The sequence below is a fragment of the Spirosoma sp. 48-14 genome, from assembly GCF_001898575.1.
Taxonomy (GTDB): Bacteria; Bacteroidota; Bacteroidia; order Cytophagales; family Spirosomataceae; genus Spirosoma.
In genome coordinates this window covers 164607-186124 of the sequence record NZ_MKUD01000022.1, presented here as the reverse complement: position 1 = coordinate 186124, position 21518 = coordinate 164607, and the positions used below count along the sequence as shown (strand labels likewise).

Here is a 21518-nt window from a genome sequence, read left to right as displayed (position 1 = left end):
CTATTAAAATTTGATTAGCCAATTAAGAAACTAGTTTTTGGCTATTTTTCAAAAAAATGATTTGTAATCTAAATGATAACAAAATTACTATTCGCTTAAGGTTAACTCTTGGCTAAGTAAAAACACTCACTATAAGAATATTAACCACCAAAGCCAGTATTTATACGTATAAAAAATTAAAACCCACCTTTCCTACATAAATGCTGAAAGGTGGGTTTCTGATGCTTTACTAAATGATTTAACAGGACACAACTTAAAAGGACAAGCCTCAATGTGCTGCTTGGTTCAATTAGTAAAACAGGCTTATTTATTGATCATTTCTTCCTGCTTTTCAATAGGTTTAGCCGTAGCTTCGCCTTTCAATTCGGCCAATAGTTCCTTTACATTCACGGTTGCAAAACTACTCGCGTAGTCCGCCATGGCATAGGGGATAATTAACTCTTCGTTGTTAATCAATCCTCCGCAACTGTACACGACATTGGGTACATAGCCTTCCCGTTCATTCTCATCAGGGCTAAGAATTGGCTCCGCCGTTCGGCCAATTACCTTACCGGGATCGTTCAGATCCAGTAAGAAAGCGCCGATAGCATATTTCCGCATAGGCCCTACCCCATGACTTAAAACCAGCCAGCCATCCTCGGTTTCAATAGGCGATCCACAGTTTCCCAGTTGTACATATTCCCAACTATAGGTTGGCTTGAGCAGAATATCTTTCGTTTGCCAGAAATATAGGTCATCGGAGTACATGAGGTAGATGTTTTCGCCATCCTGACGCGAAATCATGGCATATTTCCCATTCACTTTACGTGGAAAGAGCGCCATACCCTTATTCGACACTTCAGCTCCGTTGAGCGTGCTGACACTGAAATGGGTAAAATCTTTAGTTTCCAGCAACTGCGGGAATGTCACTTTCCCATTATAAGCAGTGTAGGTGGCGTAATAGGTAACTTCGCCGTTATCATCCGTGAACTGAACGAAGCGAGCGTCTTCGATTCCGTTGGTTTCGTTGGGCGAATTAGGGAAAATGCATCGTTCATCCAGACTTTGATCTTCCTCAAAATGAATCTCATAATTTGACTTGGCTAAGGCTAACAAACCGCTGGCAATAGTCTCATATTCCGCATTGTAGCGATATTGAGAAGAGACTCGCTTTATTTGTGCTTCGAGTTCTGCCAGGCTGAATTCATCACCAAGTCCAGCCATCATTTTCTCCTGGATACTATTTTCCAGCCGCAACTCATACAGTTTGCGTTCAAACACGGTCCGGTTGAACAGGTGATTAGGCACCATATCGGGGGACGTAACATACCGCGATGGCTTTCTCAGGATGATTTTTCCTGCCTCATCAATGTAGCCCATCCGGAACGAAATGGATGAAACGTGCCCTTCGCCGGTTGCCCGCAGGCTTAAGATAAACCGTTTATAGCCCGGTGGAACATTCGTCTGATCGGGATGCCATACCATCGATGGATTGAACAACGCTGCCGATTCGAGCGAGTATTCCATCGTAAAATAAGCGCCCAGAAGTAGTTTCCGATCTTCGGTCAGGGGTTCGTCCGTTAGAAGCTGTGGTTTGATCTGCTCAAATCGCTGTAGCAGAAATCGCTCTAGTTTATAATGGCGACCGCCAAACTCCCGGATTACCTCATCAAGTTTCTGTTCGGCTTCTTCATCAGTCATGCTGCCCACGCGGGCAATGATTTTCAGCGTACGGGTTGTGCTACCCAGCTCAAATGGTCGAAATAACACCCGCGTCGGATCGGGTTGCAGCACAATCCCGGTTCGAATAGCTTTTACACTCATTGTCGGAATGGATGGTTTCAAAAAGAAGAACTAAAGCCATAACGGCATATAGCTCTTAAATTATATCACATTATATCAGAAACTGAAAACCGTATGCCCTCTCTAACTACCCATTCATCAGCATGGGCATGGCTACATTAACGGGCTTTACGGCTGTGTTTTTTTTCTGAACCGTGTACAGATCAGCCAGGGCAATCAAGTACGACAGAGTTGATTCTGCCCCCTGATTCTGGTTTGCTCTATCGATATGCAAACCGTCGCGACAACCGCCAGTTTGCTGGTCATAGAGCGAAAGCCCCAGATCGTTCAATCCTAAAAACCATTTGAACACACGGATAGCGGTACGATGCCACTCGTCATTGCCTGTTACGTCGAAGGCAGCCAGGCAGGCCGATACTGTGCTTTGCGCTTCAAGAGGTTGCTGATCGAAGTAAGCACGGGGTTGGCCTTTTGTGTAGAATCCGTTCGAGCCGATTGGTTGAAAATGGCCGCTCTTAGCCGTTTGTATTCCAATGAGCCAGCGAAGCGAATTGACACCAATAGGCACCAGTTTCTCTTCGCCCGACCGAATAAGTGCATGAGCTAATACGGCGTTATCGTACGATAGTGTATTCTCAAACCACGGCCAATCTTCCGTAGCTGTTTCGGTATATCGGAATAGCAACTTATCAAGCAATTGCCGTTGAATGGTCTTGACCATCCGGTCGTCGTTGAATTTCTTCTGGTATTCATAAATACCCAACAACGCAAAAGCCCAGGCACGGGGCGAAGTCATCTGAACGACACTTGGCAGTACGTACTCTAACAATGGAATAGCCCAGGAAATGGTATTACGATCCGTCGAGCGACCAATGCAGGTACCTAGCGCCCATATCGTTCGGCCAGTGCTATCATCTGACCCAAACTCTTCGAGCCAGCGCCGATCATAACTCATAAAGTTACGGAACCGCTTGTACTCATGGTTGTAAGCATGGTTGATGAACGCGCAGTAGTTATCAGCCGTTCGAGCTAGTTTAGGGTCATTTATTCCTCCCTCCAGTAGCATCTGCGCCAGAATAAGAGCCCGTGCATTATCGTCCGAACAATACCCCTCTTCATAAAACGGCAGATGATGTCGGGCATGCTGAACGATACCCGTTGAATCGGTCAGGCGATACAAGTGATCCAGTTGCATCGAAGGCAGTTTAAAAGCGGCACTGGTGTTTGCTCCCATCGTATAGGGCACCTGACTGTTGATGGTACTCATACGTTCCTGGCGCGCTTTGGCAAACGCGTTGGCATACATCTGAATAGCCCGTTCCCAGATCATCTCCCGGCCCATCAGGTAGCCTTTTTTACGCATGGCATGACGTACCGGCTCATCAGTGAGCAGATTGGTAATCTGATCAGCAATAGCTTCTGAGTCGCCAAAGGGTACTAATACACCGCGCCCATCTGCCAACAATTCTTCCGCATGCCAGTAAGGTGTGGACACAACAGCTTTCCCACATCCAAAAGCATACGATAAGGTACCAGAAGTAATCTGGGCCGGGTTCAGATAGGGAGTGATGTATATATCGGCCGAACCAAGGTATTCAAGCAAATCCTCCAGTTCAACAAATTGATTATAGAACCGAACATGGTCTCGAACCCCAAGATCGGCGGCTAACTTTTTCAGACTGTCGCGATAGGCTTCGCCTTCGTGTTTCAACAAATGCGGATGCGTGGCGCCAAGCACCATATAGACCACATTCGGATGCTGCGCAACGATATGTGGTAATGCCCGAATAACATTCTCTATCCCTTTGTTGGGTGAAAGCAACCCAAACGTCAGTAACGTCTGCTTGCCTTCCATACCAAACTTGTCTTTGTAAAAATGTGGGTCCACAAAGGGCATGTTCGGAATGCCATGCGGAATCAGGTCAATTTTATCGGCTGGTATCTCGTAAATATTAATCAGAAAATCTCGACCTTTTTCTGACATGCAAATCACCCGCGACGATAAATCGGCAATACTTTTCAGGACAAGCAACTGCTCTTCATTAGGATCTTTTAGAATCGTGTGAAAGGTAGTTATGATCGGCATAGTCAGATTCCGCAGCAATGTCAAAATATAATTGCCGGCCGATCCTCCAAAAATGCCATATTCATGCTGAAGACAAACCACATCAACATCTTTCGAATTCAAAAACTCAGCCGCTTTCCGGTAAGCTTCCTGGTCCTGCTGATAAAAGTCGTACCGAACTTCACTAGGGTATATATATCCGTCTGGCGTATCGTTAACCGATATAACTATAGGTTTAGATTCTGGAATAAACGAATTATAGGAGGCAAATAGATCGGATGTAAATGTAGCGATGCCGCACTGCCGGGGCAGATAATCACCAATAAAGGCAACGTTTTTGGGTTGATGTTTCCAAAGTTCTGCTTGTTCTTGTTGGTCAGACAGTTGGGTATGGCCTGTAAGAGTAGTCATATAGTTGAGTTAATTTTTTAGAAGGTTGGTAGCCGCGCTATTAACTATACAACTATAATCGACTAGTAATACCTTTTGTTTGGGCTAATCAGATATTTTAATAGCGTAATGAGGCTATTTTGCAATCCAACAATTTATTATCCAACTATTTCACATTTTTACCCTATAATTAACAAATCAAATTATGATCTAGAATAATATAGGTCTACCATAATAAAGGCGTTCGATGCTGTCTATACGCAACTCATTTAGCAATGCGTTGAGCCAGTAATCCACGCATTCCAATTGGTATTTTACCTGTCAGAAAAGTAATCAGGGAGTAAAAAGTAACTGGGCACCTATACCCATTGCGATGGCTCCACCCGTAACATACTCGATTTGTGATGCTCTTGCCATATCATTGATGGGGACTGTAACTATATGTGCAAGGCGAACCCGATCGGTTTGTGTGGGAACTCGATTACATGACCAAACGGTTGGGTCATCCCAACTTCCAGCTTTAAGGGTATATAACACAGTACACGGGATGACCGTTACAATGGCCGTACCGCTTGTGGTACCAGAGCTACAGCCAACGGCCACCTGGCCTATTGTGTAGGTCGTACTGACCGTTGGGGCAACTGTAAAACTAAATAAAGAACTAGTAATATCTGTGAATATGGACGGTACGCCATTGCTGGCATTGAGCGTGAGTGAAAAAGGCGAATTACCGGTTAAACTGGCAGTGAGTGTAGCCACTTGTCCGGCCGTAATGGTGGTTGTCGTTGCACTCAGTGTAGCGACTAGAGGTGTGCATGGGGGCTTCACGATCAGCCTATAGTCTTCTGTTTCGCCATACCAATACTTTCCACAGGGGTCAGCAGGAACTTCTGCGTAAGCCCCAACAACACGCATGGCTACGTTAGTGGCCGTGGTACTGGCAGGTATTGTCAAAGTCGCTGAAACTGTGCTGGCAAAATCGACATTTGTCATTTGATAGAGCAACTCGCTCGTTTCAAAAACGCCGTTGTTATTCAAATCAACCCAAATGGCAACCCCCATTTCATTAGTCGTTCCTTTGCTGATGGCCACTGTTGCCGATTGCCCTGCGGTAACCGTCCCGCTGACAGCTGTAAATGAACTATAGTAACCAGTAGTGGCGGGTGAACAGCCTGAATTCTGACTTATAACAGCACCATTAATTGTAACACCCTTTAGATAGATAGCAAAGGGACAACCATCATCATCAAAGTCAGGCTGGCAGACAGGGGCCACAACGCTGACGACTGGGCTAGTGCTCCCTGTTGTTGTATTAGACGCTTTAATCCGATAATAGTATCGAATACGCGCTGTTGTCGATGCATCCGTAAAGGTTGTTGTATTGGGAGCCAAGCCCACTATGGGTACGAACCCAGTTGTAGGTGAGGTAGATCGTTCGATAAAATACCCCATTTCGCTGCTCGAATTATCTTGCCAGTTGATAACGATAGTGCCGTTCATTATGGTAGCAACTACATTCGACGGGGCCGCCATACTCGTTTCGGGCGCATTTAAGGTATACGCCGTATGACTCTGACGGATCGCCAGCCCAGCCTGAATACGATCGTATTGCCCTGCCGTAAAATCATGGGTACAAGGATAATAATACGACATGATATTTGTGGCCGATGGCTGGTATACGTTGTTCTGATCATCCGTAAATGTACAGGTGAACGTTGATGGACAACCTGTAACACAGGAAGCACTGGCACCTGGGAATCGACCGTAGGGATCAGCCGGTGTATCGCAAACCAAATCTCCGGCAGTACTGCAATTAGCCCCGCTTCCACGCGTAACCCGTTCGTATCCGTAAGCAGCTTCAAACGTGTGTAGCAGATTAAAGGTATGCCCAAGCTCATGAGGAACCAGTCGGTTGCCCATATCCTCATCATAATTTTCATCCAGGATAATGGTTCGGGTCGAGCTAACATTGTTAGATGGGAACTGGGCATAGCCACCTAATCCGTCCTTGTCAAATTTATGCACGTAGTATTGATTCAATGCATTTGTGACATCATATGGAGCCACTGTGGCATCATCCGTTCCTTGTCGATATTGATTATATAATGCATCATTATCGATATAATCGGGCGTGGTACCAGCAAAATAGAATTGAATACCCGCTCCATTCTGGAGAAAATATTTATTGGTAAGCGCCATTACATTATTCAGGCTAGCCAGACTATACCCGCCCGTTCCATCCGATTTACGGAGTATATGGGGCCTGATCGGTACATAAGTTAGCGTGGTAAAGGCCGCGCCAGAAGCCCGTTTTAACTGTAGTGCAAGTGCGGCTTCAGCCTCAAGCGCTTTCCGGTCAGAAGGAGACAACGTTTCAGTAGCACACAGCACTACTGGCTGAGGAGCCATCTGTGCTACTAGTGTACTGGTCGGAATAAGTAGTACACTAATGAATACATACCAGAAGCTATTCGCTCTTAGTGCCAAACGGATGCTATGTACATCAGACATATCATAAAAAAAGTCTTATAGCTTGCCCATTTATAATCAATCATTAATACTAACTACGTATACTTATTAGTATCAATAACTGAGCCATTTTGAGTAAAATCACCCTCGTATTTATTTCCAATAACTACATCCCGGATTACGTTTAGCCTGCTGTTAAATTTCCTAAACGCCATCATTTTTATGTACCTTGCGCCCTTATCCCGCGTTCATCAGGCATGATCTGGCCCCGAATCTCCTCCTTTATACTATCGAATCGAATCGCGCTGATTATAGTGGTTTTGCTGGGTACGGCCTTCATGGGGTATCAGGCCACCAAGGTTAAACTCTCCTATGAGCTTGCCAAAGTCCTGCCCGTTAGCGATCCAGAATATCAGCGGTACGAAGCCTTCAAATCACGCTTTGGCCAGGACGGTAGCGTAATGGTACTATGCGTCGAAACCGATAGCATGTATTACTTACCCTTCTTCAACGACTGGTATGCATTGAGTCAGAAAATTCGTCGTATTGGGGGAATTAAAGACGTGGTATCAAATGCCAATCTATTTACAGTCATTCGTGACGACACTGCCCATACCTTTCGCATTCGTCCATTAATTACCAGTCCACTTGTTACCCAATCAAGTGTTGACAGCCTGCGTGAGCGCATAGCCGCTTTACCCTTTTACCGAAACCTGGTCAGCGACAGTTCAGGACGTGCTCATTTAATGGCCATCACTTTCGATCAGAAGGTAGTCAATACCAAGAATCGGATTGGCCTTGTTCGACAGGTAGAAGCGATTGCCGATTCGTTTGGACGGCGCCATACCCTGCTTGGCCCCGATGCCACCGTCCATATGTCAGGCATGCCGTACATTCGGACAGAGTTTTCGGCCAAGATCAGTCATGAGTTATCCCTGTTCATGGGGCTGGCTTTTCTGGTTACGGGGTTGATTCTCTTCTACTTTTTCCGATCGATCACTGTTACGCTGGTCGCATTATTAGTGGTTGGTATAGGGGTGATTTGGGTAACGGGATACATCGTGGTGTTTGGTTACGACATTACATTGCTAACCGGCTTACTACCCCCGCTCATTATTGTAATCGGTGTACCAAACGCCATTTTCTTACTTAATCGCTATCATGAAGAACTTAATCGACACCGCAGTAAGCACGAAGCCCTACAGATAGCCACTGAGAAAGTTGGGGAAACAACGTTCTTCGCCAACATCACCACCAGCATCGGCTTCTTTGTCTTTTATTTCACAGGCAGTCCCCTCCTGCTTCAATTTGGACTGGTGGCCGCTTTTGGCATTATGACTACCTATGCGGTATCGCTCATTCTGATACCGATTGTTTTCAGCTACTTACCAGTTCCCTCAAACAAGCAGCGGGGTCATCTGGAACGCCGTCAGGTTAGCGGTTTTCTGACCTGGGTCAACCATATTGTCCATCATAAACGAGCCGTCATCTACACATTTATTGGCATCGTGACGGCTGTTGCCACTATAGGCGCTTTGCAGATCAACCCAATCGGTTATGTCGTCGATGATTTACCCAAAAACGACCCTATTTATACAGATCTCAAGTTTATTGAAAGTCGGTTTAAAGGAGTGATGCCGTTTGAGGTTAGTATCGATACCAAACGGCCGGGCCGAGTATTGACTCCGCAAACGCTGACAAAAATTAAGGTTCTGGAGCGGGAATTCAGTAAATACAACGAGTTTACACGGCCTCTATCGCTGGTCGAAGCCGTCAAATTCTTTTACCAGTCGTATCGTGGGGGCGATCCAAAATACTTCGCGATGCCCGGTGCTTTGGAACTGAGTAAGCTGGCCAGCTATGCTCCTCAGTTAAAAGGTGCAAAAGGGTCAGGCGGTGGTGCTGCCTTTAAAGCATATATGGATACGACGTTCCGATATACCCGCATCAGTTTTCAGATGCCCGATGTCGGCACCGTTCGCACGACCCAATTGCTCAATACACTACAACCCAAAGCCGATTCCATTTTCAACGTCGACCGAACAACTGGCAAACGGGTAGCCGCCGATGAACAGTATGAGGTGAACATTACGGGCAACAGCGTAGTATTCACCCGTGGTAATGACTATTTGCTTAGAAATCTGGCTGAAAGTACTGTACTGGCGGTGGTACTGGTCTCAATAATTCTGATTATTCTACTCCGCGATATACGACTAAGTCTGATTGCCATTTTGCCAAGTGTGGTGCCTCTGATCGTTACAGCGGGGATTATGGGTTTCTTTGACATTCACTTGAAGCCCTCAACAATTCTTATTTTTAGTATTGCCTTCGGTATCTCGTCCGACGGAACCATTTATTTTATCACTAAATACCGGGATGAGCTTCGAAATCAGAAGCTTACGCTAAACCAGGCTGTTGCCGAAACAATCCGCTATACAGGCATCAGCATGTTTTACACGGCCATGATCCTGTTTGCGGGCTTCGCCATTTTTGCGGCTTCCACTTTTCAGGGGACTATCGCATTGGGCATTCTGGTTTCCATTACGTTGCTGATGGGTATGGCCTCCAACCTGATTCTGCTACCCGCTTTTCTGCTTACTGTCGATACCCGCAGAAAGCAAGTTAGCGTTAAAAATGAATAGTCATTTCACCTTCATGACAACTCATCACTCTTCCTGGAGAAGCGTATCAAATGAAACGAACTGCCCGCCAAACCGATGCTGTATCCGCTGACGTAGGGTATCTGCATGATGCTCCAGGTAGGTTTCGTAGTCTGCCCTTGAGGTAAAATCGAGCTGCACTGAAAATGTGGTCCCCCCGTTATCCAGTTCCGTCAGCAGACGAAGAATTTTATAGCTCACAGGAAGTTCGGTGGCTATGGCAGCAGGTAAATAGAACCGCTTCATCCAGCGTACCCAATCATCGGCTATTTCAGTAGCAACGCTATAGGTAGTATTAAATAGAATCATATCGCAGAAACACCAAATGGTCAGTGTAAGTTGAGCTTTTGGTTGTTTATTTGCTACCCAAAAGCAATTTATACGCTAAACTGACATTTTATGTATTCTGGATTACTTCATGCACACTCAGGGCTTCGCTGGGTAGCTCTTGTTTTATTGGTTGCTGCCGTTGGCACTGGCATTAGCAAATGGCAGGGTCGAGGCAGTTATACCGATGGCAATCGGAAGCTTTATTTGTTTACGCTCATTTCCATACATACCCAATTCATTCTTGGCCTGATCCTGCTGTTTATTAGCCCAAAGGTCAATTTCAGTATGTTAGGCGAGAAAATGTACCGCTTTTATAGTGTCGAACATACAACAGGCATGCTCATAGCCATTGCCCTGATCACCATTGGCTATTCTCGCTCTAAACGAGCCGCTGACGCTACAACCAAACATCGACTAGTTGGTATTTTCTATGGCCTCGGCCTTCTCCTGATTCTGGCCTCCATCCCCTGGCCTTTCCGCATCGTCGGTGCAGGCTGGTTCTAACAAGCTTCAACTAGGCAAGCTCATCAACTTCCCGAAAGCGTTGAACTTTCGGGAAGTTTTGTTTCAACTAGATCCTTTTCATAAAAATCTCGAAATAGCAACACTCAATTAGTTAACGGTCAGAGATTTAATAAATCTGGCACAAAAAATTTCGAAAAACTTGTAGAAATTCCTCCTCATAAAATAGGTAGTTTGACCACAATGCCATACTTTTATACATGTAACCTGGCTTTAACCTATTTCTATGATGAAGAAAGTGCTCCTGGCAGTATTTTGTACTGTCTCGTTTAGCATCGTTCAAGCACAGAACGTATCCTCCGTAACGTCCGAAGTACCCGCCGTAACTGACGTACCCACCGTATCTTCTGAAAAAACAAGTTTTTATGAGCAGATTCCGCTCGTGAATGAGGTACTAAGTTTTGCCAAACGGCATCTTTCCATTCGATACCGATCGGGTGGTTCAAGTACGCATGGGTTCGATTGCTCAGGCTTCACCCGGTTTTGTTTCAATAAATTTGGCATTTCCCTCCCCCACTCTAGTGCTGCTCAGGGTTCAGTAGGAACGGCCGTCGATAAAGACGCTGCGCAACCTGGCGATCTGATTCTGTTTAAAGGTCACAGTTCAGGCAGCAATCGGATCGGGCATGTTGGCCTAATTACCGAAGTCATTGGCGATCAGATCAAATTTATACACTCCGCCTGGAATGGAGGTGTTCGCTACGACTACCTAAACGCCAGCTATTATCAGCGTCGGTTTATGGGAGTCCGACGTGTTGCCCATTTATTGGCCGAGAAATAAGCATTTTTCAATACAATTGGTCAGGCCATAGCCATTCGTATCTATATCGGACGAACGGCTATGGCCTGACCAATTTTTACTCGTTATAGTTGTAGCGTTGTTCCTGCTCCCTGATTGACCGCCGAAGCCAGTTCATCGGCATGGCAGATAATCACTTTCGAAACTCCATTTTCTAATGCTTTAAAGGCATTGTCCAGTTTCGGAATCATGCCTTTGTTGATTGTTCCAGCCGCTTTATAGTCAGCGTATGCGCTGGGGTTGAGTTCGTTAATGACACTGGTATCGTCATTCGGATCTTTCAACACCCCTTTTTTCTCAAAGCAGTAAATCAGCGTCACCTGATTGTGCTTGACCATATCAACAGCAATAGCCGAAGCCATTGTATCGGCGTTGGTATTAAGCAAGTTACCAGCCGTATTGTATGTAATAGGAGCGAAAACCGGTGTTAAATCCTGGCGAAGAAAAAACTGAATCTGCCCCGAATCAACTTCTTCAATATCGCCAACCATACCGTAATCAATATCTTTTACGGGTCGCTTCCGGGCCAGAACAGTGCCCCCATCCGCTCCTGTCAGGCCAATAGCATTCACCTCTAGCGACTGAAGCTTAGCTACTACCTGCTTGTTGACCAGACCGCCATAAACCATCGTCACGACGTCGAGCATTGGCTGATCGGTAATGCGCCGACCTTCGACCATAGTGGTCTGGATACCCAATTTTTCGGCAACCTGAGTAGCTACCTTACCGCCCCCATGAATAAGCACTTTAGCGCCTGATAAACCAGCAAAAGCCGTTAGAAAACGATGTAAAGCAGCCGGGTCGTCGATGACATTCCCCCCTATTTTAATAACAGTAAGTGTATTCATGTTTTATCAACACAAAGGCACGTAGAGTATAGAGAACTAGTCGTACTTAATTAAGTTGCTCTGTACTCTCTATGCCGCTGCGTTTCAATTACTTTTTAAAATTTCCTTTAATACCGCCTGTGCCGACCACTCCCGATTGGCAGCTTGTTCAATCACCAACGAATGCGGACTATCAAGTACCTCGTCAGCCACTTTCAGATTCCGACGAACGGGTAGGCAGTGCATAAACTTACCATTGTTGGTCAGGTGAATATCGTTCATGGTTACTGCCCAGGATGGATCCTGTGTGAGTACCTGCCCATAATGCGTATACGACGACCAGTTTTTACCATAGATAAAGTCAGCTCCTTCGAATGCTTCATCCTGATTGTAAATGACTCGCGCATTTCCTACAAACTCAGGGGCTAACTCATAGCCTTCGGGGTGAGTTACGACAAATTCTATATCCCCCGATTTGGCGCGGGCGTTCATCCACTCGCAGAACGAATTGGCAACAGCCTGCGGTAGTGGCTTAAAATGGGGCAACCAGGTCAGCACTACTTTAGGTTTAGCAGGTAATGTAGGCGTTTGGCGTTTAACTTCTTCAATGGTAATGCAGTCGGCCAGTGACTGTAAGGGATGCCGGGTAGCCGATTCAAGGTTCACAATAGGAACACCCGCATACTTTGCAAACTGGTGCATTACCTGCTCCTGATAGTCTTTTGCGCGGTCTTTGAGTTCGGCAAATGCACGAATACCTATGATGTTGCAGTAGCGACCAATTACAGCGGCAGCTTCCCGAACGTGTTCGGCCTTGTCGCTATTCATGATCACACCGTCCTCCATTTCGAGTCCCCAGCTATCCTGTCCAACGTTCATCGTTATGACATTCAATCCCAGGTTTTGAGCCGCTTTCTGCGTGCTTATCCGCGTACGCAGGCTGGAATTGAAGAAAATCAGACCGATGGTTTTATTCTTACCAAGGTGTTGGTCAGCAAACGGGTTGGCTTTGGCATCAATGCCCGATTGGATAAGGGCATCCAGATTTACGACGTCGGAAAGGGAAAGAAAATTAGTCATTTGTAATAAAACGCAAAGGCGCTAAGTATTTCGCAAAGATCACAAAGTGTTTATAGATTAGTTACCACCCTACACACCGTTTTTCAGGAGTGTCACATTAACGTTAATCAATAGCCCTAACCGACATCCGGATAAGCGTAAGTTGGTCATCATCTGCGCAAGATGAGCATCGATCAATGACTCAACTGCTTTCAATTCAACTATAACTTTTTAGCTTGGCCTCTAAGCAACTTCCGCCTTCAAACACAATTGCAACGCTTCCAGAAATTGATCGGCTTCATCTACCCCGATAGCCAATGAGGGGAGTAAACGAATCGTGTTCTTCCCAGCTACACCGGTAAACTGTTTATGATCGAACAGCAGCGCTTTACGTAGCGAATCGACAGGAAAATCGTATTCGATCCCAATCATCAGGCCACGACCACGCAAGTCTTTGTAGCCACCAACCTGTCGGATACCATCCATGAGGTAATTACCCACACGAAGCGCATTTTCCATCAAACCCTCGTCCTTCATAATATCCAGTACGGCAATGGCGGCTGCACACGCCAGGTGATTACCCCCAAAGGTAGTTCCCAGCATACCATGAGTGGCTTTAAATTTGGGCGAAATCAGAATCCCACCAATTGGAAACCCGTTCCCCATACCCTTTGCCATTGAAATAATATCCGCTTCGATACCGCTGTACTGGTGCGAGAAAAATTTACCAGAACGTCCATAGCCACATTGAACACCATCCAGAATCAGGATAGCCCCTGTTTCATCGCAACGCTGGCGGAGTGTTTGCAAAAACGCATCTGTTGCCACCTGAATACCGCCAACGCCCTGGATTCCTTCAACAATAACGGCGCATGTTTCGGAGGTAATACCTGCTTTTACGGCTTCTACATCGTTATAGGGCAAGAACGTAACGTGCTCTTTATAGTTAATGGGAGCTACTATTGATGGGTTGTCTGTAACGGCTACAGCCCCAGCCGTACGGCCGTGGAACGACTTCGTAAACGCAACAGCCTTAGTTCGTCCATTGTGGAATGACGCTAGTTTTAAGGCATTTTCGTTGGCTTCCGCCCCAGAATTACATAAAAACAACGCATAATCCGGATGTCCTGAAATAGCTCCCAGCTTATCGGCAAGTTCCTGTTGCTGAGGAATTTTGACCGAATTAGAGTAAAACGCAATCTTATTTAACTGATCGGTCAGTGCTTTTACGTACCGGGGGTGAGTATGCCCTACCGAAATCACGGCATGACCACCATAAAGGTCCAGATATTGGGTGCCATTGACATCCCAAAGATAGCTACCCTGAGCGCGAACAGGCTCAATGTCGTACAACGGGTACACGTTAAAAAGCTCAGCCATTCTAGTAAACAATTAGCCGACTCCCCCAAACTGGGTTTTGTCAGCAGGTTATTGAAAAAAATGAGGTGCAAGTTTACGGATAATCCGTTGAAAATGGGCTTAAAACAAAAAAGGAAGCCGCTAAGCTTCCCAATTTATTTACCAATTTGCCTATTCTAACACAAAGTGCCGAATGCTTTGAGTATCTGAAACGATTCGCCGGGTTGCTCAACCATACTTAAATGCCCTGCATCCTCAATCGTTTCGATACGAATGTAATCCGAAAGATTGGCTAGATCAGCCGCTTTATCGTGGGCAATAATCTGATCGTTCCGACCCAGCACCAGCAAAATCGGATAGGTAGCTTCACGCAACACATGCGTCCGATCAGGGCGACCGGCCATCGCTGACATGCCTGCAATGAGTGCATCGGCAGGCAACTTGATAAACCGATCTATTAACTGCTGCGTCTTATCGACGGGGTAATCGGGAGCAACCATTTTCGGTAGCTGTTTCTGAATAAAGGGAGCCGATCCGTTCGTTTTCAAGTCCTCGATCGCATGTCGGCGTACTTCCTTGCGATTTTCGTCATCGGCAAGGGCCGTTGAGTGGTACAAAACCAGGCCATGAATCATAGCGGGATGTTGCTCGGCAAATGCAAGGGCAATATACCCGCCCATCGAATGGCCAACCAGAACGACCTGATCCACCTGTGCAGTCTGTAACTGGGTGTATAAGTCCTCAGCATAGGCTTCAATGGTATGATGGCTCGTCAGATAGGCGAAGTCAGGTTTCAACACGCGGGTCTCCAATGCCAAATCGGCGTAGATGCTATCCCAGATGGAAGCATCTACGCCGTGACCGTGGATGAGGCAAATAACAGGAGATTGGCTCATGCCAACGTTAGGTTAGCAGTTAGCCATTAATAACACCGATCAGCACCAGTACTAAGCCGACAACGAACATGATCAGACCAATCACAGCCAGCACACTGGCACCACCCAGCAGCCATAGCAGTAAACCAATCAGACCAATGATCAGCCCCAGACGAACGTTGCGATCCATTACGTTCGTTTTCTCGGGCGCTACATGGTTTTTAATTTTCTTATCAAGCTTTTTCAGCATGGTCCGCTCCATGAACGTCATTTTTTTGGTGGAAGCGGTTGTTGTCGATACGGCGGCCTTTTCAGTAGCAGTCGTCATCATTTCATTCAGCCGGGCCATCCGTTTAGCCAGCTTCTTGTTCGACGCCAGTTTGCTATCGTTACGAACGTAGGCTTCTACCTGGCTAACGGCTTCTTTTGCCTGAGCAAGTTGTTCAGCCGGCGCTGGAGCTGCTACAGCCGGAGCCACTTCGGGGGTAGAGATATTTGTTTCTGTAGGAACTGTAGTTTCGACAGGAGTAGTGGGAGCAATTGATTTAGGTTGTGTTGACGCATAATGCTCACGGGCGCTGGGTTGAAAATAGGCAACCGGACGGCTACAGGAAGCCAGAACAACAAGACCAAAAAGCAGGAAAAACAACGACTTAGACAGTGCTTTCATAAGTAAAGAATTAAAGTGAACGATTTAGTATAAACGATTGCAATATCATCCTCAACAACTACAACATCATTGGTTTGTTGGGCTAGGGCAAAAAAAAAATTTAAACAAGTTGGGGAATAGCCTGAAAAACAATAGAAAATGCTGAGTGTAACAATTAAAATTCAATTTTACGGGACTACGATTCTAACAGCTCAAAAGTTAAAACAAACCGATTAATAAGCATACTAAACCAGCAGCCAGCGCGATAACGCCAACGGCAAAGCCCGTTCCCGACGCCAGCAAAACCAATAAGATTCCACCCAGCAACAGCACTGCGCCTAAAACCAGAATCCCTTCGACAAGAACCGGTTTTGCCGGATTTACTGAGGAGCGTTGATGACTCAACCGTTTTGTTATTTTTTTCAACAAGAGCCGTTGCAACCCTGTCATCCTCCGGGATTCGTTTGATTGAGAAGACGCCTTTACGATGCTGGCTGATGGAGAATCCAGCCAGATTTTGGTATGACGAAACCGCTGCCGAACAGCATTGTCCGTGTTTATTTTGTTGTCGTTTCGCACTAAAACCTCAGCCGTATCCTGTTTACTACTTGATACGCTACATGTTGGCTTTACTGAATGATCTGGTGCATCGGGCATAATTGCGGATACCCTACGAATCGGTTGTATTTCAGAAAAACGGACTCGTTGCTCAGGTAGTAAAGAAACGGCAGAACGATGGCAGGAAATCAGACTGATTAGCCCCAACAACAAAAATGATTTTTTAAAGACTACCTGCATAGGAGAAAACAGCTTTACACCGTATAGATTTCATCGTGGTGTGCAACTTAACTCATTTATGCTCACCACAGATAAATTCCTGATTAAATCCTACCCATTTGCCACCCGAATAAAAAGTAAATCGCCATTAGCCAGCAGTAGACTGACCAATGGCGATTTAGCTAATCGGTACCAGGGATAAACAGCGCTAATGAAGAGGGTATTTATAATAAGCCAACAAGTAGTAATACCGCACCAACAATAAGGGCAATTACCCCTATAGTAGCCCCAGTACCCGTTGTCAGTAATAATAACAAGAGACCGATGAGTACTAAAACGGCTCCCGTGGCCAATGTACCTGAATTCATCATTGTTTTATCAGGGTTGGCAGGAGCCAGTTGCCGGCTGATTTTTTTATTCATTTTCTTTACCATCATCCGCTCCACCAGATTCATTTTCTTGGGAGCTGTGACAGCGGTAGTGGTCTGACGATCGGTTGGCTGGGCGGCCAACATCGTGCGAATTCGATTGAGCCGTTTCTGAACGGATTTATTTTCAGCCAGTTTGCTATCGTTACGAACGAGCGCGTCTACTTTATCAAGGGCCGAATTTGTTTGAGCTAGTTGTTCAGCGGGAGTGACAACAACCTGTTGATCAGTGGCTTCTGTAGTGACGGGCGTTGTGATGGGGGACGTTGTTTCGCTGGTTGTCTTTGCCGAGAAGTGTTCCCGTTGACTGGGTTGGAAATAGGCAACCGGGCGGCTACAAGCGGCAATTACCAGAATCATCAATAAACTAGTCAGCAGTGAATTAGATGTGTTTTTCATAACAAATCCAGAGATTGTTTAGTGTAACGAATACATTATCAAAGCGATAAACTAGACAAATTCACATTTGTTACTGACCATCGATACAAATTTGATTCAGACAAAAAAATCCCCCGACTTTTCATAAAAAATCAGGGGATTTAGCCAGGCACACTCCGCTTATAGATGCAGAGTACGCTATTTCATGTAGATAATCTACCAGTAGACCATTAAGCTACCGAACGCATCTGATAGGTACTCGATTTTCCGAATTTCTCACGGGCATATTCCAGGCTAACCGTCAGTTCGTTAATGCCTGTTTGTGAGGGCAACTCAAACATGGCATCCATGATGATGGATTCACAGATCGACCGTAATCCCCGCGCACCCAGGTTGTATTGAAGCGCCTGATCAACAATGTAATTCAGGGCGCTATCGTCCCAATGCAGTGTAATGCCTTCCATCGTGAAAAGCTTATTATACTGCTTTGTAATGGCATTTTTGGGCTCAGTCAGAATTTGCATAAGCGCCTTCCGGTCGAGTGGTTCAAGGTGCGTTAGTACCGGCAGGCGACCAATCAGTTCGGGAATCAGGCCAAACGATTTGAGATCCAATGCCGAAATATAGCGCATCAAATGCCCCCGCTCCAGCGTCTCGTTCAACCGGCGATCGCCCGAAAAACCGATGGGGCGGGTATTGATCCGCTTCATGATATGGCGTTCTATACCATCAAAGGCTCCCCCACAGATAAACAGAATATTCTCGGTGTTGAGGGCGATAAGTCGCTGATCGGGGTGCTTGCGTCCACCCTGAGGAGGAACATTCACAATCGATCCTTCCAGCAACTTCAACAGAGCCTGCTGAACACCTTCTCCGCTGACATCACGCGTAATACTTGGATTATCTGATTTACGGGCAATTTTATCGATTTCGTCAATATACACGATTCCCCGCTCAGCCGCTTCTACATTGTAATCGGCTGCCTGCAACAACCGGGTCAAAATCGTTTCAACATCCTCACCCACATACCCAGCTTCGGTAATAACGGTGGCATCGGCAATGCAGAATGGCACTTCCAGGATTTTGGCAATGGAGCGGGCCAGATAGGTTTTGCCCGTTCCCGTTTCGCCTACCATAATGATGTTCGACTTTTCAATCGTTACGTCGTCATCGGTCTTGGGCTGCATCAACCGTTTATAGTGATTGTAAACCGCTACCGTAATGGCTTTTTTAGCATCGTCCTGACCAATTACGTACTGATCGAGGTGTTTTTTCATCTCAACAGGTTTGATGAGATTGATATTCACTTCGGTTGGTTCGCTTCGGCGAGGGCGCATTTCTTCCAGCACCACCTGATGGCCTTGTTCGATGCAATAGTTACAGATGTGTGCGTCGATGCCCGACAGCAGCACCATTACTTCATTTTTGCGCCGTCCACAGAACGAGCAGCTAATTTGTGGCATGAATGTTTGCAGGGTAAAAGAGCTGGGGTTTAGCAGACTACCGATGGTTTATCGTTCGTCCAATTGCCTATAAACAGACTCGTTATTGACCTAAATTTCGCTAAAAAAAAGACTCAGGCCGAACCTGAGTCTTTTGTAATAAACAAAATTATTAAAAGGATCATCGAATACCGAATAATACGCTATGATTTTCTCCGTCAGAGCCAAGAAATCATAGCGCATTATTCGAGCGACTTCTTATTTTTCCCGGCGCAACACTTCGTCGATCAGGCCGTATTCTTTAGCTTCTTCAGCACGCATCCACTTATCGCGATCCGAATCTTTCTCAATTTGTTCAACCGATTTACCGGAGTGGTTCGCCAGAATCTGATACAGTTCTTCGCGAAGTTTAACAATTTCGCGAGCTGTAATCTCGATGTCGACCGATTGCCCCTGAGCACCACCCGATGGTTGGTGAATCATGATACGAGCGTGGGGAAGAGCCGACCGTTTGCCAGCCGCTCCACCGGCTAGTAACACAGCTCCCATCGAAGCGGCCAGACTGGTACAAACCGTGGCCACGTCAGGACGAACATACTGCATGGTATCGTAAATACCCAGACCAGCATATACCGACCCACCAGGGCTATTCAGGTACATCAGGATATCTTTCTTCGGATCGGCCGATTCCAGGAACAGCAACTGAGCCACGATAATATTGGCAATGTTGTCATCAACAGGCAGGCCCATAAAAATAATCCGGTCGGCCATCAACCGCGAAAACACGTCTACTTCGCGGAAATTCATCGGCCGTTCTTCAATGACCGAGCGAGTCATGTTTTCAACCGTAAGATTATTAACGGTATGATTCATGTAGCCATCAACCGTCAGGCCATTGAGGCCCATGTGGTGAACGGCGAATTTGCGGAACTCTTGTTCGTAATTCATACTAGGGTTTCTATTCGTTAATTTGAAAACCAAGAACACTTGGTGTAAGTTCGAGAATCGTTTCGTCACAAAATTGCGTTATCATCTCGAAAAACCCTGTCAGTTTAGGTTTAGATTTTATCGTCGTTACTTGATATGAAAGCCTCCATTGCCGAAAAAATACGTCTACAGCGGCTCCAGCGCGGTTTATCGCAGGAAAATATGGCCGATCTGCTCAATCTTTCCACCACCGCTTACGGCGATATCGAACGCGGTAAAACCGACCTGACGCTCTCTCGTCTGACCCAGATTGCTACGGTTTTGGACGTTTCTCCCCTGAGTCTGCTTTCCGACGAGGTCATTACCGCCCAGGTTGTCGACGAAAAACCAGCAGTCAACCACGAACTTGAAACGCTCCGGCTACTGGTCGAAAAGCAACAGGTTGAGCTGGACAAACTTCGCCTGGAAACCGACTACTGGAAACGCAAATACGACGAGCGCATCGCCTTTGAACTCCTACGCTCCATGGGTGTTTCTCCCGAACGGGAACGAATTGGCTTCTAATCGTTCATCAACGAGTTTCTGCAATTTAAGCTGTTTAGCTCGACAAAATCAGCGTTATTCGCATATTACAAGTACTCCTATACGTTTGCTTACATGAACGAACACAGTAAAGAATTCCTGTACAAGTATCTCAACAATGCCTCGCCCACCGGCTTCGAATCGTCGGGGCAGCAGATTTGGCTGGATTACATCAAACCCTATACCGACGAGTATATCGTTGATACATACGGTACGGCCGTTGGGGTAATCGGACCCGGCAAAGAGTATAAAGTGGTGATTGAAGCCCACTCGGATGAAATTTCGTGGTTCGTCAATTACATTTCCGATGACGGCTACATTTTCGTCCGTCGGAATGGTGGTTCCGATGCCCTGATCGCCCCTTCGATGCGGGTCAATCTGCATACAAAAAAGGGGGTCGTTGAGGGTGTATTTGGCTGGCCTGCTATCCACGTTCGCGATCTGGCTAAAGATACCGCTCCCAAAGTAACCGACCTGTTTATTGATGTGGGGGCAAATTCCAAACAGGAAGTACTCGACATGGGTATTCATGTGGGTACGGTCTGCACGTTTGTCGATGGACTGACGGAGATGAACAATCGGTATTATGTGGGCCGGGCGCTCGACAACCGAATGGGCGGTTTCATGATTGCTGAAGTGGCCCGCTTGCTGAAAGAAAATAATGTTACCCTGCCGTTCACACTGTATGTGGTCAATGCTGTGCAGGAAGAAATTGGTTTGCGCGGTGCCGAAATGATTGCCCGTCGACTACGACCCGACCTCGCCATTTGTACCGACGTTACGCACGACACGCAATCGCCTAAATATGACAAAAAAGAACAGGGCGACCTCAAATGTGGAGCCGGTCCAGTACTATGCTACGGTCCAGCGGTTCAGAATAACGTCCTCGATTTTATGATCGACGTGGCTGAACGGAGTGAGATCGCTTTCCAGCGTCAGGCCGTTAGTCGTTCTACCGGAACCGATACCGATGCCTTTGCCTACGCAACTGAAGGGATCGCATCGGCGCTGATTTCACTGCCTCTCAAATACATGCATACTACCGTCGAAACCGTGCATATGGATGATGTGCAGAACGTGATCAAACTGATGTACGAGACCTTACTGGCCCTGAAAGGCGACGAGGATTTTCGGTATATCAAATAGATAGCCACATAAAAAAACCCGATGAGCAACATAAGTCTATGTTACTCATCGG

Annotated in this window: 19 protein-coding genes; 5 read left to right on the top strand and 14 right to left on the bottom strand. The window is 46.3% G+C overall.

Annotated features, from left to right (window positions below; genetic code table 11):
* Window positions 1–303: 303 nt before the first annotated feature.
* From BGO59_RS13670 to BGO59_RS13660, 3 genes are all read right to left on the bottom strand, one after another.
* Complete coding sequence (locus tag BGO59_RS13670) at window positions 304–1803, bottom strand: glycoside hydrolase family 130 protein (protein ID WP_293684170.1); 1500 nt, start codon at window positions 1801–1803, stop codon at window positions 304–306.
* A 106-nt stretch (window positions 1804–1909) separates the two neighbouring features.
* Window positions 1910–4258: a glycosyltransferase family 4 protein gene (locus tag BGO59_RS13665; protein WP_293684169.1), complete on the bottom strand. Its 2349-nt coding sequence runs from the start codon at window positions 4256–4258 to the stop codon at window positions 1910–1912.
* A gap of 312 nt (window positions 4259–4570) precedes the next feature.
* Complete coding sequence (locus tag BGO59_RS13660) at window positions 4571–6748, bottom strand: GEVED domain-containing protein (protein WP_293684168.1); 2178 nt, start codon at window positions 6746–6748, stop codon at window positions 4571–4573.
* Window positions 6749–6963: 215 nt separating this feature from the next.
* On the opposite strand from BGO59_RS13660, the gene BGO59_RS13655 reads away from it, so the two are divergent.
* Complete coding sequence (locus tag BGO59_RS13655; RefSeq protein ID WP_293684167.1) at window positions 6964–9348, top strand: MMPL family transporter; 2385 nt, start codon at window positions 6964–6966, stop codon at window positions 9346–9348.
* A 24-nt stretch (window positions 9349–9372) separates the two neighbouring features.
* On the opposite strand, the gene BGO59_RS13650 is transcribed toward BGO59_RS13655, so the two are convergent.
* A complete protein-coding gene (locus BGO59_RS13650; protein ID WP_293684166.1) occupies window positions 9373–9675 on the bottom strand; it encodes a DUF4286 family protein in 303 nt (100 codons plus the stop codon).
* 90 nt (window positions 9676–9765) lie between these two features.
* Between BGO59_RS13650 and BGO59_RS13645 the strand changes: the two genes are divergently transcribed.
* Both BGO59_RS13645 and BGO59_RS13640 read left to right on the top strand, forming a co-directional pair.
* Complete coding sequence (locus BGO59_RS13645) at window positions 9766–10200, top strand: cytochrome B (protein WP_293684165.1); 435 nt, start codon at window positions 9766–9768, stop codon at window positions 10198–10200.
* A gap of 244 nt (window positions 10201–10444) precedes the next feature.
* Window positions 10445–10999, top strand: a complete 555-nt coding sequence (locus tag BGO59_RS13640) for a C40 family peptidase (protein WP_293684164.1) — start codon at window positions 10445–10447, stop codon at window positions 10997–10999.
* Window positions 11000–11082: 83 nt separating this feature from the next.
* Here the strand turns inward: BGO59_RS13640 and argB are convergent, their stop codons facing one another.
* The 10 genes from argB to BGO59_RS13590 form a co-directional block, all read right to left on the bottom strand.
* Window positions 11083–11865: an acetylglutamate kinase gene (gene argB / locus BGO59_RS13635; protein WP_293684163.1), complete on the bottom strand. Its 783-nt coding sequence runs from the start codon at window positions 11863–11865 to the stop codon at window positions 11083–11085.
* An 84-nt stretch (window positions 11866–11949) separates the two neighbouring features.
* The gene (locus BGO59_RS13630; protein WP_293684162.1) at window positions 11950–12924 is read right to left on the bottom strand and encodes an N-acetylornithine carbamoyltransferase; all 975 of its coding nucleotides are present in this window, start codon (window positions 12922–12924) and stop codon (window positions 11950–11952) included.
* 69 nt (window positions 12925–12993) lie between these two features.
* Complete coding sequence (locus BGO59_RS13625) at window positions 12994–13128, bottom strand: GxxExxY protein (RefSeq protein ID WP_293684286.1); 135 nt, start codon at window positions 13126–13128, stop codon at window positions 12994–12996.
* Between the two features lie 18 nt (window positions 13129–13146).
* Window positions 13147–14283: an aminotransferase class III-fold pyridoxal phosphate-dependent enzyme gene (locus tag BGO59_RS13620; protein ID WP_293684161.1), complete on the bottom strand. Its 1137-nt coding sequence runs from the start codon at window positions 14281–14283 to the stop codon at window positions 13147–13149.
* A gap of 155 nt (window positions 14284–14438) precedes the next feature.
* Window positions 14439–15158, bottom strand: a complete 720-nt coding sequence (locus BGO59_RS13615) for an alpha/beta hydrolase (RefSeq protein WP_293684160.1) — start codon at window positions 15156–15158, stop codon at window positions 14439–14441.
* 19 nt (window positions 15159–15177) lie between these two features.
* Window positions 15178–15807, bottom strand: coding sequence for a hypothetical protein (locus BGO59_RS13610; protein WP_293684159.1), 630 nt, complete (start codon window positions 15805–15807; stop codon window positions 15178–15180).
* A 198-nt stretch (window positions 15808–16005) separates the two neighbouring features.
* On the bottom strand, window positions 16006–16584 hold the full coding sequence (locus BGO59_RS13605) for a hypothetical protein (protein WP_293684158.1): 579 nt from the start codon (window positions 16582–16584) through the stop codon (window positions 16006–16008).
* 203 nt (window positions 16585–16787) lie between these two features.
* A complete protein-coding gene (locus BGO59_RS13600) occupies window positions 16788–17390 on the bottom strand; it encodes a hypothetical protein (protein WP_293684157.1) in 603 nt (200 codons plus the stop codon).
* A 209-nt stretch (window positions 17391–17599) separates the two neighbouring features.
* Entirely contained in the window at window positions 17600–18832 is a 1233-nt protein-coding gene (clpX, locus tag BGO59_RS13595; RefSeq protein WP_293684156.1) for an ATP-dependent Clp protease ATP-binding subunit ClpX, read from the bottom strand.
* A gap of 237 nt (window positions 18833–19069) precedes the next feature.
* Window positions 19070–19759, bottom strand: coding sequence for a ClpP family protease (locus tag BGO59_RS13590; RefSeq protein WP_080057022.1), 690 nt, complete (start codon window positions 19757–19759; stop codon window positions 19070–19072).
* 135 nt (window positions 19760–19894) lie between these two features.
* Here BGO59_RS13590 and BGO59_RS13585 point away from each other — a divergent pair, with 135 nt between their 5' ends.
* Window positions 19895–20302, top strand: coding sequence for a helix-turn-helix transcriptional regulator (locus BGO59_RS13585; protein ID WP_293684155.1), 408 nt, complete (start codon window positions 19895–19897; stop codon window positions 20300–20302).
* A 93-nt stretch (window positions 20303–20395) separates the two neighbouring features.
* Window positions 20396–21466, top strand: coding sequence for a M42 family metallopeptidase (locus BGO59_RS13580; protein WP_293684154.1), 1071 nt, complete (start codon window positions 20396–20398; stop codon window positions 21464–21466).
* Window positions 21467–21518: the final 52 nt, after the last annotated feature.

Excerpts from the sequence above, each read along its gene's own strand:
- BGO59_RS13590 (WP_080057022.1), bottom strand. The coding sequence starts at position 19,759 with ATGAATTACGAACAAGAGTTCCGCAAATTCGCCGTTCACCACATGGGC.
- BGO59_RS13665 (WP_293684169.1), bottom strand. The coding sequence starts at position 4,258 with ATGACTACTCTTACAGGCCATACCCAACTGTCTGACCAACAAGAACAA.
- BGO59_RS13645 (WP_293684165.1), top strand. The coding sequence starts at position 9,766 with ATGTATTCTGGATTACTTCATGCACACTCAGGGCTTCGCTGGGTAGCT.
- BGO59_RS13650 (WP_293684166.1), bottom strand. The coding sequence starts at position 9,675 with ATGATTCTATTTAATACTACCTATAGCGTTGCTACTGAAATAGCCGAT.
- BGO59_RS13615 (WP_293684160.1), bottom strand. The coding sequence starts at position 15,158 with ATGAGCCAATCTCCTGTTATTTGCCTCATCCACGGTCACGGCGTAGAT.
- BGO59_RS13620 (WP_293684161.1), bottom strand. The coding sequence starts at position 14,283 with ATGGCTGAGCTTTTTAACGTGTACCCGTTGTACGACATTGAGCCTGTT.
- BGO59_RS13610 (WP_293684159.1), bottom strand. The coding sequence starts at position 15,807 with ATGAAAGCACTGTCTAAGTCGTTGTTTTTCCTGCTTTTTGGTCTTGTT.
- BGO59_RS13655 (WP_293684167.1), top strand. The coding sequence starts at position 6,964 with ATGATCTGGCCCCGAATCTCCTCCTTTATACTATCGAATCGAATCGCG.
- BGO59_RS13660 (WP_293684168.1), bottom strand. The coding sequence starts at position 6,748 with ATGTCTGATGTACATAGCATCCGTTTGGCACTAAGAGCGAATAGCTTC.
- BGO59_RS13580 (WP_293684154.1), top strand. The coding sequence starts at position 20,396 with ATGAACGAACACAGTAAAGAATTCCTGTACAAGTATCTCAACAATGCC.
- BGO59_RS13600 (WP_293684157.1), bottom strand. The coding sequence starts at position 17,390 with ATGAAAAACACATCTAATTCACTGCTGACTAGTTTATTGATGATTCTG.
- BGO59_RS13630 (WP_293684162.1), bottom strand. The coding sequence starts at position 12,924 with ATGACTAATTTTCTTTCCCTTTCCGACGTCGTAAATCTGGATGCCCTT.
- BGO59_RS13670 (WP_293684170.1), bottom strand. The coding sequence starts at position 1,803 with ATGAGTGTAAAAGCTATTCGAACCGGGATTGTGCTGCAACCCGATCCG.
- BGO59_RS13605 (WP_293684158.1), bottom strand. The coding sequence starts at position 16,584 with ATGCAGGTAGTCTTTAAAAAATCATTTTTGTTGTTGGGGCTAATCAGT.
- clpX (WP_293684156.1), bottom strand. The coding sequence starts at position 18,832 with ATGCCACAAATTAGCTGCTCGTTCTGTGGACGGCGCAAAAATGAAGTA.
- BGO59_RS13640 (WP_293684164.1), top strand. The coding sequence starts at position 10,445 with ATGATGAAGAAAGTGCTCCTGGCAGTATTTTGTACTGTCTCGTTTAGC.
- argB (WP_293684163.1), bottom strand. The coding sequence starts at position 11,865 with ATGAATACACTTACTGTTATTAAAATAGGGGGGAATGTCATCGACGAC.
- BGO59_RS13585 (WP_293684155.1), top strand. The coding sequence starts at position 19,895 with ATGAAAGCCTCCATTGCCGAAAAAATACGTCTACAGCGGCTCCAGCGC.